The sequence below is a fragment of the Brevibacillus panacihumi W25 genome, assembly GCF_000503775.1.
GTDB classification, from domain to species: domain Bacteria; phylum Bacillota; class Bacilli; order Brevibacillales; family Brevibacillaceae; genus Brevibacillus; species Brevibacillus panacihumi_A.
The window spans coordinates 1930987-1948076 of record NZ_KI629782.1; the positions used below are offsets into that span (position 1 = coordinate 1930987).

General features: G+C 48.5%; 19 protein-coding genes. 2 read left to right on the forward strand and 17 right to left on the reverse strand.

Annotated elements, in window-relative coordinates:
• Positions 1-78: 78 nt before the first annotated feature.
• The 6 genes from T458_RS38590 to T458_RS38615 all read right to left on the reverse strand — a co-directional run bounded on the left by T458_RS38590 (position 79) and on the right by T458_RS38615 (position 5557).
• Positions 79-630, reverse strand: a complete 552-nt coding sequence (locus tag T458_RS38590; RefSeq protein ID WP_023556394.1) for a DJ-1/PfpI family protein — start codon at positions 628-630, stop codon at positions 79-81.
• Between the two features lie 118 nt (positions 631-748).
• On the reverse strand, positions 749-1759 hold the full coding sequence (locus tag T458_RS38595; protein ID WP_023556395.1) for a DMT family transporter: 1011 nt from the start codon (positions 1757-1759) through the stop codon (positions 749-751).
• A gap of 27 nt (positions 1760-1786) precedes the next feature.
• A complete protein-coding gene (locus T458_RS38600) occupies positions 1787-2923 on the reverse strand; it encodes an FAD-dependent oxidoreductase (protein WP_023556396.1) in 1137 nt (378 codons plus the stop codon).
• A gap of 109 nt (positions 2924-3032) precedes the next feature.
• Complete coding sequence (locus T458_RS38605) at positions 3033-3860, reverse strand: alpha/beta fold hydrolase (protein ID WP_031305632.1); 828 nt, start codon at positions 3858-3860, stop codon at positions 3033-3035.
• Between the two features lie 289 nt (positions 3861-4149).
• Positions 4150-4509: a Na-translocating system protein MpsC family protein gene (locus T458_RS38610; protein ID WP_023556398.1), complete on the reverse strand. Its 360-nt coding sequence runs from the start codon at positions 4507-4509 to the stop codon at positions 4150-4152.
• Positions 4510-4666: 157 nt separating this feature from the next.
• Positions 4667-5557: an SDR family oxidoreductase gene (locus T458_RS38615; protein ID WP_023556399.1), complete on the reverse strand. Its 891-nt coding sequence runs from the start codon at positions 5555-5557 to the stop codon at positions 4667-4669.
• A 115-nt stretch (positions 5558-5672) separates the two neighbouring features.
• On the opposite strand from T458_RS38615, the gene T458_RS38620 reads away from it, so the two are divergent.
• Positions 5673-6647, forward strand: a complete 975-nt coding sequence (locus T458_RS38620; protein ID WP_031305633.1) for a helix-turn-helix transcriptional regulator — start codon at positions 5673-5675, stop codon at positions 6645-6647.
• A 25-nt stretch (positions 6648-6672) separates the two neighbouring features.
• On the opposite strand, the gene T458_RS38625 is transcribed toward T458_RS38620, so the two are convergent.
• From T458_RS38625 to T458_RS38655, 7 genes are all read right to left on the reverse strand, one after another.
• A complete protein-coding gene (locus T458_RS38625; protein WP_023556401.1) occupies positions 6673-7212 on the reverse strand; it encodes a DinB family protein in 540 nt (179 codons plus the stop codon).
• A 75-nt stretch (positions 7213-7287) separates the two neighbouring features.
• Entirely contained in the window at positions 7288-8436 is a 1149-nt protein-coding gene (locus T458_RS38630) for an ABC transporter permease (protein WP_023556402.1), read from the reverse strand.
• A 1-nt stretch (position 8437) separates the two neighbouring features.
• On the reverse strand, positions 8438-9562 hold the full coding sequence (locus T458_RS38635) for an ABC transporter permease (RefSeq protein ID WP_023556403.1): 1125 nt from the start codon (positions 9560-9562) through the stop codon (positions 8438-8440).
• Between the two features lie 13 nt (positions 9563-9575).
• The gene (locus T458_RS38640; protein WP_023556404.1) at positions 9576-10514 is read right to left on the reverse strand and encodes an ABC transporter ATP-binding protein; all 939 of its coding nucleotides are present in this window, start codon (positions 10512-10514) and stop codon (positions 9576-9578) included.
• A gap of 115 nt (positions 10515-10629) precedes the next feature.
• On the reverse strand, positions 10630-11757 hold the full coding sequence (locus tag T458_RS38645; RefSeq protein ID WP_023556405.1) for a sensor histidine kinase: 1128 nt from the start codon (positions 11755-11757) through the stop codon (positions 10630-10632).
• The gene (locus tag T458_RS38650) at positions 11754-12455 is read right to left on the reverse strand and encodes a response regulator transcription factor (RefSeq protein ID WP_023556406.1); all 702 of its coding nucleotides are present in this window, start codon (positions 12453-12455) and stop codon (positions 11754-11756) included. Before T458_RS38650 ends, T458_RS38645 begins: the two co-directional genes overlap by 4 nt.
• A gap of 115 nt (positions 12456-12570) precedes the next feature.
• On the reverse strand, positions 12571-13515 hold the full coding sequence (locus T458_RS38655; protein ID WP_023556407.1) for a GNAT family N-acetyltransferase: 945 nt from the start codon (positions 13513-13515) through the stop codon (positions 12571-12573).
• A 444-nt stretch (positions 13516-13959) separates the two neighbouring features.
• Here T458_RS38655 and T458_RS38665 point away from each other — a divergent pair, with 444 nt between their 5' ends.
• A complete protein-coding gene (locus T458_RS38665) occupies positions 13960-14298 on the forward strand; it encodes a hypothetical protein (protein WP_144083827.1) in 339 nt (112 codons plus the stop codon).
• Here the strand turns inward: T458_RS38665 and T458_RS38670 are convergent.
• From T458_RS38670 to T458_RS38685, 4 genes are all read right to left on the reverse strand, one after another.
• The gene (locus T458_RS38670; RefSeq protein WP_023556410.1) at positions 14280-15185 is read right to left on the reverse strand and encodes a class I SAM-dependent methyltransferase; all 906 of its coding nucleotides are present in this window, start codon (positions 15183-15185) and stop codon (positions 14280-14282) included. The two genes, T458_RS38665 and T458_RS38670, sit on opposite strands and share 19 nt — an antisense overlap.
• 168 nt (positions 15186-15353) lie before the next feature.
• Positions 15354-15791, reverse strand: a complete 438-nt coding sequence (locus T458_RS38675; protein WP_084567942.1) for a methyl-accepting chemotaxis protein — start codon at positions 15789-15791, stop codon at positions 15354-15356.
• Positions 15782-16435: a cache domain-containing protein gene (locus T458_RS38680; RefSeq protein WP_084567943.1), complete on the reverse strand. Its 654-nt coding sequence runs from the start codon at positions 16433-16435 to the stop codon at positions 15782-15784. Before T458_RS38680 ends, T458_RS38675 begins: the two co-directional genes overlap by 10 nt.
• The gene (locus T458_RS38685; protein WP_023556413.1) at positions 16389-17003 is read right to left on the reverse strand and encodes a tyrosine-type recombinase/integrase; all 615 of its coding nucleotides are present in this window, start codon (positions 17001-17003) and stop codon (positions 16389-16391) included. The genes T458_RS38680 and T458_RS38685 overlap by 47 nt, the downstream gene beginning before the upstream one ends.
• Between the last annotated feature and the right edge of the window lie 87 nt (positions 17004-17090).

A 17090-nucleotide genomic window follows, 5' to 3' on the forward strand; every position in this document is an offset into this window, starting at 1 on the left:
CCCCCCCGTCAAACTTGAACGAAATCATCAAGCCTCGACGGGAGGTTGTCGCTATTTACAATACGAACTGATAATTCATTAACGAAGCAGCTTAATAAACTCGCGCATGAAGCCAGGCAGATCCGGCCATGCATGCCCAGACACCAGATTGCCGTCTACATGCAGCGTCTCTGTCTGATAGATTGCTCCGCAAGCCTCCACATCAGGCCTGCATGCCTGGTAAGCAGTCATCTCCCTGCCAGCCAGGTGCTCCCGGACAATCGTCAATACCTGCGAGCCGTGGCAAATGGCGGCTACTGGTTTATTCGCCTCAAAGAAATGGGCTACAATCGGCTTCAGATGTTCATTCAGCCGGATATGTTCTGGGGCGCGTCCACCCGGGATAATCAGGGCGTCGAATCCCTCTGGATTGATCTCTGCAAAGGAAACATGGGCAGGAAGCTGGTAGGCAGGCTTTTCGGTATACGTTTCGCTGTGAGCTTCAAAATCGTGGCAAACCGTGTGCAGTGTTTTCACCGTAGGCGCTGCAATGACCGTCTCAAACCCTTCTTCCAAACAACGATAGTACGGATAAAATACCTCCAGGGCCTCCACAGCATCTCCTGTTACGATCAAGACTTTTTTACTCATCAGACAGCCTCCTCATGACTTGTTTTCGGAAAGCAACCTTCCCTTTCTCCAATTCTTTGAAAGGTCGTCTGATTCCTGCTCGGTTTGCACCTAAATCATGGCAGGCAAGTGGCCCTTTTCAGGCAATATCGATGTTGCTTCTTGGACTTGGTGTTACGGGTTCTATGGTTTCGGGGCTCCGCTGCAAAATAACTGCCGCACCCAGGATGAGCGCACCTGCAACGATTTGAATCAGTGAAAGCATTTGACCCAAGATCACCGCTGCCAGCACAGAACCGGAAATCGGTTCAAAAATGGCCAAAATGGAGGCTCTGGACGCACCGATCATGCGGATGCCCGTTAGCAGCATCATGGTCGGAATGGCTGCTCCGCCAATGCCGGCAAATAACAGCATGGGCCAGATGGAAGCGGCTTGAAAAGGCTGCAGGAGCGAAGCGCTCTCCCCCATCGCAATGCCAATGAGAGCAAAGGCGACAGCACCCGCCGTTAAAAAAATCGTAGTGGCGTACGACGAGGGAATGCTCGGATAGCCGCCGCGACCTACCAGGAAATAGATCGACATGCCAATAGCAGCGCCCAATGCGAGCAAAATCCCGATGGTATCGAAACGAACGGCGCCCTCTTGCGACATTTGTCCGCTAATAGCCATCGTGCTCCCACCCAATGCGAGCAACAATGCGATCAGCTTTGGCATCGTAAACGGCTCACGTCTTGTCGCAATACTGATCAACGTCACTAATGCAGGATAGATATAGAACAATAACAGGGCCAACGAAACGGTCAAGTGAACAAACGCATAGAAGATGGCCAGGCTGTACGACATAAAGGCAACAGCCGCGATCGTCAGATTCCTCCACTGCCATCCAGGAATCTGCGACAGTGAGATACGTTGCGCACGTGAAGGGCGTCCAACACCAAACAGAAGGAGAACCACCATGGCAAGGGCACCGATTGTTTCACGCCAAGTGGCAAAGGCAACCGGGCTCATCCCGGCTTCATAGGCCAGATTCGTCAGGACCCCCAAACTTGAAAAGAGGGCGGATGCAAAGAGAACAATTCCGATACCCATAAGCTGGGATTTGCCTGGGTTTGAAGCGATTTGATACTCTTTCCTTTGATCATTCCCCACAGTTCCTCGCCCCTTTTTGACGATAAATTATACCTGCAATTGCTCCGCTGCTCCCGTCACATGTCTTGCTGCAGTACTCATCATCAGGTCGATGTTTTCCGAATCCATCGCCTTTTTGATTACTTCTGAACGCAGATGCCATAATTCTCGAGGCCAGTTCGATGCTGCCGATCCATAGATCCTTGACCAGATCTGCGTGTTTTCTACAGTCGGCCTCATGATGCGCTCCCACTGTTGCAGGGCTGTGTCTATATCATGTCGTTCCAGTTGTTTGGCTAATTCCAGAGCACTGGTTAAGCTTACCCCAGCCCCTTGCCCTAGATTCGGTTCCATGCCATGTGCTGCATCTCCAATGATCGCGGCCCGGTTTACGGACCAAGTGCTCGCGTAGATATAAGCAAAGTGGCGGTCTAATCGCGAAGAATCTATCCGTTCGATAACAGATTCCAGGTGAGGGAACGAAGTCAGCCATGCCTCTTTGTTGATCGGGTCGGAAAGTCCCTCCGCGTCTGAAGAAGGAGCTGTCAAATAGATATAGCGGAAATCGTCGGTCGCAGGCGCAATGCCAATGCGGCGATAACCAGACCAATGCTCCGCGGCTATCCCTGTTTCGTCCGCTTCCACTCTGGGAATCAGCGCTCGCAATGCCCCATTGTTCATCTTCTCAACGGTATGTGCCATGTTCAGGGATGTTCGTATCGAAGAATTGATTCCGTCAGCCCCCACCACCAGATCAGCCCGAAGCGTGTGTCCATTTTCCAGGGTGATCCCACCTGATGGATCTGCAGACACCGCACATGCGCTTGTTTCAATCTGGACCCCTGCTTTCTCCGCAGCCCGAAGCAAAGACCCATATACTTGTTTTCGCGGAATGACACAAAAACGGTTTTGATCGGAAAACTTGGTTGAGTGGATCACTTGTTTCTTTTCATCGACCATCTTTAATTCCGAAATGAACTCGATCTGTTTCGAAGCTTCCTCATATACGTCTGTCTCTTCCAGTACCTTCAATCCATTTTCCCACGTATAGAGGCCTGCACCAATTTCCCTCAGCTCAGCCGCTCTTTCCAAGACCTGAACCTTCCATCCACGTTGGGCAAGTGCGGTTCCCAATGTCAGACCCGATAATCCGGCACCAGCAATGATGACTTGTTTTGTTCCCATTTGATCTCGTCCTCCCGTTCTGAGCTGAATTCGATAGATAACCTAGAAAAAATGCCCCCATATTTTCGGTTGATCAAGCAATGAATGTATGGGGGCGTGAATGTACAAGTCAACGAAGTTGGGAGACAAAATCATGGATGTGATTCGCTACTGCTTCCGGAGACTCTAGAGTAGGAAAATGCGTTTGCGCTTTAATACATTTATAATCAAACCAGGAATGCTTCTCTTTAAAGCTTTGCTGCATCTCCTCGTATCCTGGCCCTGGAGCTTGCGAGTAGATGTGTACGATCGGACGTTTCTCCTTCAGCGCAGACATCCGCTGCAATGGCGCCCCCCATTTTTCGTAAGCCTGCTCGATCACGCGGCACGATCTCTCCCACATGTCATAACCAAAGCTGGCCATCTCTTTGTTCAGGTGATCCATGATCGCTCGATTGCTGCTGACGCCCAGCCAGTGGTCGAACAAGCTTTGCCGGCCAGATACCCATTTCTCCGGATTTTGGATATCCCGCAAGTCTCGCAGCAACGCTTCCCCGGCTTCCCCCATAATCCAGTCAATCACCACCGTTTGAGGCGCTCTTGCGGTGCCAAGCCGATCGGTAATCTCGATATTCGCCCAGCCGCCATGCGAGGTAGATACGGGAATCACTTTTTCGATGTCAAGCGCATTCAACACTCCGATTACATCCTCAGCCTGTTCGTTGACACCGAAGTCCCCAGGCAACTGCTGCGGGTACGAATGGCCGCGCCAGTTCAAACGAAGAACCTTATGCTGTTGGGCCAACGGCTGGACGATGTAATTGAACAGCCTGTGATCTTGACACCAGCCGGTGAGCAGCAGCAATACCGGGCCATCGCCTTCACCGTGGATATCGTAGGTAAACTCGTGACCATTGATGACAATCGAGCTGAGTTGGCTATTTTCTTGCTTATTCATGGAATCATCCCCATTTCTCATAGATTTGTTTTCAAGCATGGAAACTCATGACACCCTCCGCCACAGATCCCCCCTTTTTGGAAAATGACAAAAAAGGGCAGACCACAACTTATAAAACTAATCGAAATTAGTTTTGATAAGCCATGGTCTGCCCTTGATTGAACGAGTCAAGAGGCCCTTCCACTGCTCTTACAGAAACAAAGGTTCCTCACCCTTGCTTTCGGATAATATTGAATTTTCTGTTATTAATCATTATACGGACCTCATCCAAAAAATCAACCCTATTTCGTTAATTTTGCAATACTTTTCTTTCGAAGACCAGCACACCGACGGCCGAGTCATTTTCGAGATCCCATGACTCATAATTTTGCAGAACTTTGGCCCCTACTGTCTTCTCAAAAAACTTCATGTACTCTTCATTGGTACTTTCCACAAAGAGTTGTCGGGACTTTAATACCACACTCTTTCCTTCTGGGGTTTTTAAAATGTATTTTTCCATCGGAGTGAGAATCCCTTTTATAAAAAATATCAACACGTTATCGACGATTTTGATTTCCGTATCTCTTGGTCCTCTTCCTAACGTATCCTTGATATAGGCACCGATAAAATTGGATACTTCTCTTTCAATGGAGCTGCGAGTCCTGTTCATGTCCACTCTCCCCACCTTACCGTTATGGAATCCAACACGATGTTTGATGAACTACTCACTTCAGACATTTCACCTCCTCTAGGAAAAAGTATACCGGATGTTGTCCAAACGAAAAGCTCCCAGTGTGCTGAGAGCTTTTCGTTCATCCACAAAAACCCTATAGAAATCCATGCCGTTTCGCATAATTCCCCCAATGCGGTCTTCTTCCATCTACATCACAAAAATCATATTCGTCGGAAAGAGACCAGCTGGACAGCGCCTGCCCTGTTTTTTGCATGATGTGCGGGTCTGCTGCCAACGCCGCGATCGCTCTGCCAATAAAAAACGGCGTCTCGGATTCTCCGAAATGCTCCGCGTGCTGCACATCGCTTTTTACAGCGTCCTGCCAATTCTCCTCCTTCACCCCAAAGTAATCCAGCATTTCCTCAGAGCGCAAAAAGCCTGGCGTCACAGAAACAGCCGCAACCTGATGCGGAGCCAGCTCTTGCGCCATCGCAGCCGCCATGTGGATCGGTGCAATTTTTGCCAAGCTGTAATAGAGATGTCCCCGATACCTGTAATCCGTTCCATCCGTGATTTCGATGATCAGACCTGATTTGCGGGCAATCATCAAGGGAGCGCCGTAATAGCTCGTAATCAAATGCGTCTTCAGTACGCGCTCCTGCATGAGCAGCCCATCAGGCAAGGAATGTTCCCAAAAGGGCGTATCCCACTTGGTCAGCTTCTCCCCGCCCCAGATGTCGTTCACTAAAATATCGAGGACCCCATTCTGTTCTGCCTGGATACGCTCAAACAGCGTTCTCACTTGTTCCGGGTCCGTATGATCGACCTGGACGGGGATTCCGATGCCGCCCCGGGCGCACACCATCTCTGCCGTTTCTTCGATGGTCTCGGATCGATTCAAATCAGACGGATTGCCACGCACGCTCCGCCCCGTACAGTAAACCGTTGCGCCTGCCTCCCCAAGCATGACGGCAATTCCTCTGCCCGCACCCCGCGTAGCCCCAGCGACCACTGCTATCTTTCCCTCCAAAGGCTTCTTCATCATGCAACTCCTCCTCCAACTTTGATCCTCTTTATTGTAAAGGGTGATAGATGACACCCTTTGTCATATTTGTGTGGTACTATTTTTAACAAGGAGACTTCACTGGAGGTGCAGACAGCTGAGAGCCGATCGCATGCTTTCGATTTTATTATTGCTGCAAAATGAGGGGAAAAAGACCGCAAAAGAATTGGCGGAAAGACTGGAGGTATCGGAGAGGACGATTCTGCGCGACATGGAGGCATTGAGCATGTCTGGAGTGCCCGTCTATTCTGAACGCGGAAGCGGCGGAGGCTGGCTTCTCGCAGACGGCTATCGAACGAGTTTGACGGGGATTAAGGCGGAGGAGTTTCTCTCCCTGATCGTCTCGGCGCATCCTGGATTATTGACGGATCTGGGCATCAAGAAGCATTTTGATGCCACTTATCAGAAATTGCTCGCTTCTTCTCCCGCTTCGATCAAGAACAACATCGAGCTGATCCAGAAAAAGTTCCATATTGACGGCGCCGGCTGGCATCAAGCAAAAGAAAGCTATCCATACTTGTCCACTGTTCAAGAAGCGGTATGGGCGAACCTCAAACTATGCATCCACTATAAACGGGACCAAGAAACCTTGGTCCGAACTGTCTGTCCCCTTGGGCTGGTAGCAAAACGCTCGGTATGGTACTTCGTTGCCGATTGCGATGGAGCGCTTCGGACCTATCGCGTCTCGCGGATCGCCCACGCAGAGGTGCTGCAGGAATCGTTTCCCTACCCGCAGGAATTTCATTTGGCGAACTACTGGGAGGCATCAACAGCCGAATTCAAGCAAAGGCTCCCTCGCTTTCCGGCCAAACTGAAAGTCAGCGAGCAGCTGCTTGGACGCTTGGAGCAGGAGAATTACATCACCATATTGGAAAAAGCACCTGGAGAAAACGGATGGTTGGAAGCGACCATCCAATTTGCGACGCTGGAGCATGCTTGTGAAATGATTCTCGGCTTTGGATCGTTGGCACAGGTCTTGTCCCCGGAGGAGCTTCGCATCAAGGTGCTCGCTGAAATACACGCGATGCTTGCGGGATACGAGAATCACCCGCCGCTCTCTTCGGGGACGTAACCTGCGAGATGCTTAGACAGACACGTTAACTTGCGCCATCTTTTGCTTTCAATATCCCTAAATAGGCTTTCCAAGGCCCAACGTCCGTACTGTATCGCTTCGCCATGACCCGAACGATTTGAGCAATATGCGTGAGATCATGAACAACCCACGTAGAGATCAATTCTCTTGCCTTTACCGAGCCGAATTCAGGATGCAAGCCCGTAGACTCAAGATGCCGTTCTGGATCAATCAGCTCTTTTAGCCTGGTTATACTCTCTGTTCGGATCTTGTTCAATTCATGCAGCTTCTCTTCGATGGAGCTCTCATGCTTTTTCTGCAAGTGTGAATAGCGGTCAAAAGGGGGAAAGGGTTTCGTATCGCCTTCTTGGAGAATCCATGTCAATCTGGGAATCCAATTCTGCCTTTCTCCCTCGATGAGGTGCTCAATCACTTCTGAGACAGTCCAGGTTCCTTCGCCTTCCCTGCAATGCAACCATTCGTCCGAAATGCCGGATAAAAAATGCTCCAGCGTCTTCGGTGTGCGCTCCAGAACCTCAATGGCTTCTTTCATCGTGAAGTTCATGTACCCGCTCCTCTCTGGGGCTGTCCCCATTTTCCAATTCTTTGAAGAGCCTTCTGATTCCTGCAAGATTCCATCCTACACAAACTGTCTGACGTCATTGTTGCGGCCAAACCGGAAAATCGCGATCAAGGCAAAGACTACGGCGAACGCCAACAGAATCGCCATGTTCACATACAAACTTCCAAGGGTTTGACCCTCTTGCAGTTTATTGATCATGTCCAGCAGCCAATGCTGCGGCAAAAAGCTTGAAATTTTACGTACGGTATCCGGCATGATCTCCATCGGAAAAAAGCAACCGGCGAGCAGACAGCTCGGCGTGATAATCAGATTCTGCATCGCGTCTACTCCGGTCGTGCTTTTGGCAAATGCGACGATCAAGAGCGATAAACAAATGGTTGCAAGCCCAAAAAGGAGAAGAGCTGGAATCAATTCGCTATATGTTACGCCGGAATCAATATGAAGGACATTTTTCATCACAACCAAGGCAACCACAATTTGTAGCAGCATCATAATCAAGTTGGCCACTACGTTGGAGAGTACATACGTCCTTGCCGACATCGGCGATGAGAGCAAGCGCAGGAAGGTGCGATTCTCCTTTTCTTTGAGTATGATCTCAGACATATTGACGGCGGAAAACATCATGAAAGCGATCAGGAAGCCAATCGATTGATAGGTCATCATCTTCATGTTCGACGTATCCTGTATCGTTTCTGCCTTCAGCATAAAATCTTGCTGGCTATACGCCTCATACAGCCGGACAAACATGGCATCATCTCCGTGGGATTCCTTGCCGATCGCCGCTATATTTCCAATATAGTTTTGGAGCATCGCTTTGATGTAGGCGGTAACCTGCGTCCCTTTTACCGAGATGATGCTCAGATGTTCCGGATCTCCATCCCGGACACTGGAAGCAAACCCCTGCTCGAAAATAATGCCACTGTCTAGCTTGCCAGATGCGATGTCGGCATGAAGCGTTTGTTCGTCCAATATCGTGACTTTGACTTGATTCAATCCTTCCATAAATCGAATCACATTCTGTGTAATCGCCTGATTGCCGTCCTGATTGAGGATACCTACGCGAATGATCCCAGTGTTGTTATAGCCGTAAAGAAACATGGTGATCAAAATGCCCGCGATCGGCAGTCCGAAGTAGCCAAACCAACTGCTTTTTTTCCGAAACGTATCCTTCAATGTCTTGCGAATGAGCCACATCAATTCACTCATCTTAAAACGCACCCCGTTTGCGTATAGAAATGCTGGCAAAGAACAAAAAGACCAAGGCGATGCTCGTATTCAATCCGATTGCTGGCCATGCCGCTGAAGGATTATCGGCATAGATGATTTGCATCAATGCTAGATTAGCCCAGCGTATCGGTGACAAGTTCGTCAAGATGTCCAACACGCCTTCCACATCGCCAATCGGAAAATAGGCTCCCCCGAGGAAAGACGAGATCTGTGTGAAAATCAACACAACCGCCCTCGCTCCCTCCCCTTGGATAAGAAAACTGACGCCAAGACCCACGCTGACAGCGAGCAGCAACTCTGTCAAAAGGACAAGTACCACCATCCCGTAATGATTGCCCCAATCCGCATGGTAAACGAATTTGCTGAACAAGATGACGATCAACACGCAGAGAAAATTGACAAACGTGCAGCCGATGATCTTGCCGACGAAAATGACTGACTTGCTGACGGGAGCAGCCATCAGCCGAACAGCTGTATTGCGAATTCGTTCTGACCGGAATAGGTAGAGTGCCGAAATAGCCGAGTAAAACGCCATCATCGTTGTCATCGCAATCGCGTAATAGTCAAAAGAACCCGGTTTTTTATCGGCTTGAAGTGACATTTCCCGGATAAAATCACTACTTTGTCCAGCGCGGACCAGAATTGATTTTGCCGCTGAAGGGTCAACCTGAAATACTGCTGTAGCGAGCGAGAAACGATCTGCAAACGCCGTCAGCATGCCCTGGACGATATTACTCTCAAGCGGATATTTATTGCTTCCATAAAACGTGATGCCGTCGTCTTCAAGAATCGCATAAGCCGTAAAACGGTTGGCACGCACCTCCTCCACGCCGTCCATCCCAGCATCCACTGGCACAGCTGTAACTCCTTCCTGTTTGATCGCTTCTGTAAAATACTCCCAATAGATCAACATATTTGGATCTGTCGTATTCGTTTTATAAAGGAATTGCATATTTTCTATGGAATGACCAGGTGTGAAAGCATTGGAAAGAGCCGCCCCGAGAATCAGCATCAGGGTGATCGGAAGTGCGAGCATAAACAGGAAAGTCCGCCTGTCTCGCAGGTCAGACCTGATTTCTTTTATGACTATATTCCAAAGGTTCATGGTGAAGCCTCCCTCAATCCCGGAGGTTCCGGCCCGTTAAGGTCAGGAACACCGACTCCAGATTTGGTGCTTGTTCTTTGACTGATCGGATCTCCACCTGATCCTTGATCAAAAGCTGAATGATCCGATTTAGATTATTGACTTCTGCTTTCGAGACGATCTTGATCATGCCCTCTTCTTGACGTACGGAGGTCACTCCCTGGATCGCTCTGAGTGAATCGAACGACAACGAGTCATCCTCTTTGATACCAATCCAGATTTCCTTCGAATCGGTAATGGTCGACTCGAGCTGCTCCTTGGTTCCTTCCGCGATAATTTTGCCGTGATCCATGATAGCAATCCGCGTGCAGATTTCCTCGACTTCCTCCATATAGTGACTCGTATAAATGATCGTGCATCCCATCTCGTTCAGCTTGCGCACGGAGTGCAAGATATAGTTCCGCGACTGCGGGTCAATTCCGACCGTTGGTTCATCCATAATGATCAGCTTGGGTCGATGCGCGATCGCACAGGCGATGTTCAGCCTGCGTTTCATTCCGCCCGAAAAGTTCTTGGGAAAGCTCTTGCTCTTGTCGCCCAGGCCTACGAATTCTAGAGCCTCTTCGGTTCGTTCCCGAAGCAGCGTCCCTCGCAATCCGTACAAGCCAGCGAAGAAGCTCACATTTTCATAGGCGGTCAAATCCTCATAAATGGCAAGTTCCTGTGGTACGATGCCCGTATTCATTTTCGCAAACTTGGCTTCCTTCACAATATTTTTGCCCATCAGAAAGATCTCGCCCTTGGTACAGCGCAAAAGAGACGCGATCATATTAATTGTGGTGCTCTTGCCCGCTCCATTGGCACCCAGAAACCCAAATATTTCTCCTTCACTCACGTTCAACGTCATATTATCAACAGCGATGAAATCACCGAATTTTTTGGTCAAGTTGCGGATTTCCAACACATGGCTCACCCGAGTCTCCCCCCTTCACAATGTATCTGTATTCTAATAAAAAAGGATGTCCCTATGTCAGTGCATAAGTTCATCCTTTATCTATGAGAATCCTCATGTCGCTTCCTATAAAACTTCATTGGTGCTCGTAAGGCAAAAGTGTCGTCACGCGAAAGCCCTTGGTCCCGTCAACGATAACAGTCCCGCCTACAGAAGCGGCTCTCTCTTCCATGCCGAGAATGCCCAGACCTTTGACCACCTTGTCCACTCCGATTCCGTTATCCGAAACAACCGCTTTGATGAGCTTGTTCAGCACTCGTACCTCAATGGAGATAACCGTAGCCTTGGCATACTTGAGTGAATTCGTTACCGCTTCGGTCGCGTTCTGCTGAATAATTTTCCAGTGAATCGGCGCAATGACATCGATGTCCCCGCCAAAGGTTAACGTAGCTGTCACTGTCTCCTTGGCAGACACCTCATCTACAAACAGTCGAAGCCGATTGATGCCCAACTCCTCTGGCCGTGGCTTCACATCCTTGAGCGTCAGTCGGATTCGCTCCAAGCCCTCTTTGGAAATAGAGATTGCATTGCCCAGCAGCTCTACCGCCTTGTCCTGATCTACCGAAAACAACCGTCTCGCCGCTTCCATCTGAATCAGCGCTCCTGCCATCGCATGCCCGACATCATCGTGAATCTGCTGGGATAGGCGGTTGCGCTCCTCCAGTTTGATGGTATAGGCGGACTGCCGGATGTACTCGTTGTTTTCGCTCAAAGCTCGGGTCATTTTTTGCAAATCCGCCCGCAGGTTCTCGCGTTCCTCCTCCAATCTTTTGAGCTTTTCGCTCGACGAATGGATATACGTGATAAGCAAAAAACTGAGTAGAGCGCTCAACAGGTACTGCGGAATCAACTCATAAGGTACCATGATAAGCGACAGGATGAGGAAAAGAATAGCGAAGATGGCTCTCGTGTTGGACAAAATGATCAGTTCATATCCGTTAATCGGTAGAAGTAGGAGAAACAACGGTTCCACATACAGCCCGTAAGCGACGACAAATCCAGCGGATACGACAGTAAGCACTCGCTTTGGCTTGGATGTTTTCACGATAGGAATCGCAATGTTTACGGCCAAGTAAAGCAGGTATCCGAGAATGAGCCAAGGATTTATCTCAGACGCGAAATGAGCTAGGAAGGAAGCAGTCATGATATATCCGAACACCGTCGCTTTATTCCAAATCATCCAATTTTCCAGAGCGGTTCTCATGCGTCAGACTTCCTCGCTTCCCCTGTTAAATAATAAATGGCAATCTGCGTGCGATGTTCAAGTCCAGTTTTATTGAAAATGGAAGTGATGTAATTCGCAACCGTTCCTTCAGAGATAAAAAGCTTCCTGGCAATTTCCTTGTTGGATAATCCCTTGGCGATATGCTCCATCACATCAAGTTCCCGTTCTGTAAACAAACTCCGGTCGATTTTGCTGCCGAGTGGAGCTGGGGCAGATGACACTGACGAAGGATCGGCTGGTGCTTCGACTGCATCCTGGTCTGAAGTAAGGTTTCGTTTGATCTTGTTGAGGACGACATCTTGCAATACGTGATGGTTGTGATAAACACTTTTGATGGCGTCGCGAATGCGTTCCGGGTCGTTGTTTTTCAGCAAATACCCCCGAGCCCCCGCCTTGACAGCTTCTAGAATGAATTCGTCATCATCAAATGTCGTCAGAATCAGCGGTTTGACGGTCGACTCTTCCGTCAGGATACGTGTCGCCTCGACGCCGTTTATGTTCGGCATTCGCACGTCCAATAGCGCCACATCCACCTCATGGTTCCGGCAAAATGCAACTGCTTCGGCCCCGTCCATCACCGTCCCGACCACTTCAAACTCCTCGAAGGTGGTCAGGATGATTTTCATGCCTTCCCGAATAAACGAATTATCATCTGCAATCAATACCTTGATCTTCAATGCCCCTGCCCTCCTGTCTTCCGGTCCATTGTTTATGTGACTCACGACAATTTCCACTTTTAGCAAATTCATTATAGCAAAAAAAGACGGCCGTCTTAGCCGTCCTTTTGTGCAATCACCACTTGGCCGCCCAGGCTTCGATCTCCACCTTTAAAGAAGAAACCGCTAATGCCGGGACATAAGCCATGGTCATAGCGGGCGGAGTCCCACCGTGAAACTCCTGCCACACTTGATTGAAATAGCGCCAATCCATTTCCTCGGTCGCCCAGATGTTGATTTTGATGATTTGATCTACGGATACAGATTCTTCTGCCAAAATATGCTTGATATTTTGCAGTGCGTTGTACAGCTGCTGATTCAACTCGACCGGCATTTCACCGTTTTCATCATTTCCAACCTGCCCGGACAGCACGAGTAAACCCGCTCCATTCGGTACCGTGGTCAGATGCGTATAGGAGCCGATCGGAGGGGCGACACTGCCGGGATTTTTCCTATGGACCTTCTTCCCTGCCCTTGCCAGCCAATCCTCCTTAATCATCGCCAACGTCTGATGATCTTCCCAATGACCGTTGATCTTCACGTTTTTTCGGGCAATGCCTTCCTTTGTAAAACCAGCTTTCAACAGCACTTTCATCGAACCCGTATTATGCGGCATGACTCCTGCTTCGATCCGGTGGAGATCCAATTCCGTAAACGCATAGCTGACGACCAGCTTCACCGCCTCCGTCATGTACCCTTTGCCATTGAAGTCCTTATCCAAAAAATAGCCAATCCAGCAGCCTTGCAGATTGTAACGGACTACCTCGGATAGGATCACCTCTCCAATCAATTGCCCTGTACGGCGTAAAAAGATGAAAAAGAGGTATCCCCTGTCTTCCTGCTGCATCTTCAAAGCGTCTTGGATGCGACCCAGCTGCCCTTCATAGGTATAGAAGGCTTCGTCTCTTCGTCCTGTGAACTGTTGAAAAAAATCCCTGTTTTTCACTTCCAGAGCCAGAAGGGATTGAGCATCCGACTCCTCCGCCAGTTTGACGACAATGTTTTCACCAGTGATCTGCATCTTTCTCTCTCCTTTTTTGGGTATAAAAAACACCACAGGAAAGCAAACCTGTGGCGCACCTTGAAAAGAAGAAACCACAGGCGAGCGACCTGTGGTGAATTTTCCACGGTATATCCTTTACTACCCGCTAACGAAAGGATAAAAGTCGCTGACATCCAATTTTGGACATACTTCTCCCGTCGTTAGCAAAAACAAAGAAAACAGCCGTCGAGTATCCAACTCCAGCAGACAACGATTTCAAGGATGCTTTTTTCATCTGGATACCCTCACTTGGCATTTTTTCACAGTCTAACATAGAGCATACAATTTTTCGAAAAAGCAGTCAATATCACATGGCTCCTTCTCCTGTACCTGTTCCCTTGGGTACCAAAGAAAGTTGGTACTTTTTGTTTTTTCCATGTTCACTTTTACTATACTTATATCCTTACGCTCGAGGTGAATGACATGATTAGAGTAAAACCTCTTCTCGTCTACTATTGCATCCTTTCGCTCGTCTTTTTTAGCGGCCGACTGTATATCATGAATACCTATCATATGACAGAAGGTCCAGTCCCCCAAGAAGCGTTTCAAGCATTATTCAACTGGGTCAGCCTGTTCGCTTATTTTTATATCGTACCGCTGTTACTCGCGGGATTGCTCGGGTTTATCCGCTTTTTCAGACGGAAAGGACTTTCTTGGTTTCTCAGCATCCTATTAAGCGTGATGTACATCTTATTCGCAGCAGTGATTGGATACGTCTTACTGTTCGTCTTTGTGCTCATGTTCTATGGTTTTGCTCCATGAGTAGAGGGTTCAATCATTGCCCTAGCAAAGTATACATTCTTGGATGCAACATAACCGTCCGTACGCCCTTGAAAATAGCGGCTTTGGATCTCAGCGGGGCTGAGGTTCTCCATGAGGCGCAATCCCAAATGAGAAAGTTGTGTTGCCAGCTCCGAAGGGTCGAAATACGTTTTTATCGGTTCCCCGATCTTTTGTAAATTTTCTCGCGTCTCTTGGGAATGTGAAGCATTTTCGTCTGGTCCAAAATAATCGAAAAGAACCGTGCTACCCGCAGGGGCTACCTCGGTGATGGAACGTAGCGTCTCGAACACCTCGTCTTGTGTCAGATACATAGTGACACCGAGCCAGCTAAAAAAGCTTTTCGCCTGAGGATCGAAGCGGTATCCCATGAGTGCTTTTGACAAGCTTTCTCTCGAGAAGTCCACCGGAACGAAAGACAGATTTGCAGGTATCTCCCATCCCAACTCAGCCAGACGCTCACGTTTAAAGGCTTGTGTAGCTGGGTGGTCGATCTCGAACACCCGAAGCTTCTCCAGCAATTCCGGTCGACGAAAGGCAATGGTGTCCATCCCGGCTCCGAGTATCACATACTGCTGCACCCCTTGCTGGTAAGCCACTTCAAGATGATCTTCCGCATATCTTGAACGGCTAATTACTTGAGGCAGCCCCATGGATTGCAAGAAGAATCGCCAGGAATTCTCTTGGTCAGTATTCGGCTTCAACTGAAGCGCACCAGCCAAACCCTGTTCAATGAGTGTACGTCTTTCTTGCGGGATCATGTCGTAGGCCAGAAAGTCATCAAAGATTTTTGGGGTATCATTCCTGGAGTGATAGGCCCGGATATAAGCCGTCATGATTGAGGTTAGACTAACCTGGTTTTCCTTCAAGCGCGCAGCCTCCTTTTTCGAACGTTTTGTTCTAAAAGGTAGTATACCAGCCGCGCAATAATAATCAATATAAAATATTTAATCATAACACATAATTTATTTTTAGTCAAGAGTCTATTTCCTTATTCTTTTTCGTATTTTACTATCGGAAAAGCTATTTCCCCCTGCTTAGTAGGTAAAGGTCGATATCAACTCTTTCAACTCCTCTGCCATGTTAGCAAGGGATCTGGCCGATGCGGAGATCTCTTCCATGGAAGCGAGCTGTTCTTCCGTAGATGCCGCTACTTCTTCTGACGTTGCGGCATTTTCTTTCGCAAAGAGGGCAAGCTGATCCGCTGCGGCTGAAACCTCTTGGACCTCGTCGGACATCTGATGGGCCGTCACTGAAATCGCCTCGATTTGGGGAGAGATTTCCCTCATGCTCGTTACAATCGTCTGGAATTTCTCGATTGCCTCCTCCGACACGTTGATGCCGTTTTGGACCTCGTCGGTAACCTGTTCCATGATTTGTACCGTGTTTTCGGTATCATGTTGAATCCCTTTCAGGATTTCAAAAATTTGCTTCGCCGATGTTTGGGATTGTTCGGCTAGCTTCCCTATTTTAATTCCCGAATTGGTTTCATGATTGCTTTGGTCACAAAGTAAATGACCACAGCTCCAGCCAGGAGTGCTCCAAGCAAAACAAACAAGGTTGCGTGAAGGATCTTGGAGGCAGCATCATCTACCTCAGATGAAAACATTACGCCAACAATCTTCCAACCGGTCAATTCATTGGAGGCAAAGGTCATTTCCTTGCTTTCACCATTCAGTTCATAGGGAAAATGACCAACCTCCACTTGATAGATCAAATCGATGATGCTCTCTGTAGCCTTTGAACCGCTCTCCGCAGTCGGGTGAACAATGTAGTTCCTGTCTTTATCAAGAAGAGCAGCGTACCCCTTTTTCCCGATTTTGACTTGTTCCGTAAGTTTTTGAATATCACTTATGTATAAATCTGCAGCCACCACTCCGGAACCATCCTTTAGTTTCTTGGCGACGGTAAGAATCACTTTTTTCGTAGCCCGATCCACATAAGGGGTGGTAATCACGACATCCCCGTTGCGTTCATCCGCGTCTTTATACCAGTTCCGTTGCCGCGGATCAAAATCTATTTTTCTAGGGGTAGTACCAGCGAAGCTGACACCACCCGCAAAGTGAATGTAATTAAATAGGAAATTTATTGATAACCTCGTTGTACTCTTGTTGGGCATCTGTGATTGCAAGCTTAGAATAGACTTCCAACGACTTGCGGCTTTCGTGGCCGGAGTACGGTTGTATGAGCGCGTCATCGATGCCCTGCTTTTTGAGCCAAGTCAACAGGAAATGTCGTAGCTTGTGCGGCGACAGATTTTGCACAAGGCAGGCTTCCTCCGAATATTTGGCCAGAATCTTTCGTATCCCCCGATCCGTATATTTTTTCTTCCAAGATGATTCGAACAGGTAAACCCCCTGCTTCTTTTTCATCGAATCGGCGTGCATAGCCAGCATTTCTTTGAACGATTGAGGGAAGGGGACAATGCGATCTTTGCTGCCTTTGCCTTTGTTAATCCGGATTTGGCAGTAGTGGAAATCAACATCGGACAACTTGATATTGATCAGCTCGCTTACTCGAACGCCGGTATATAGAAGCGTCTTGACGATCATCATATCTTGAAAGTTCTTCGCTTTCCAAACCACGTCGTAGTAGCGTTTAAGCTCCTCTTCTGTAGGTACATAAGGAAGCTTCTTTGCTACTTTTGGAACCTCAATCTCCAGTTCCGCTCTAAGATGCTGGAACAAGCTTTTGAGATAGGTATAATCTGGCCTTTCTCCACGAAGATATTTGGACAGTTCCTTCGCTTTACGTTTCGGCGATTTCGTCTCTCA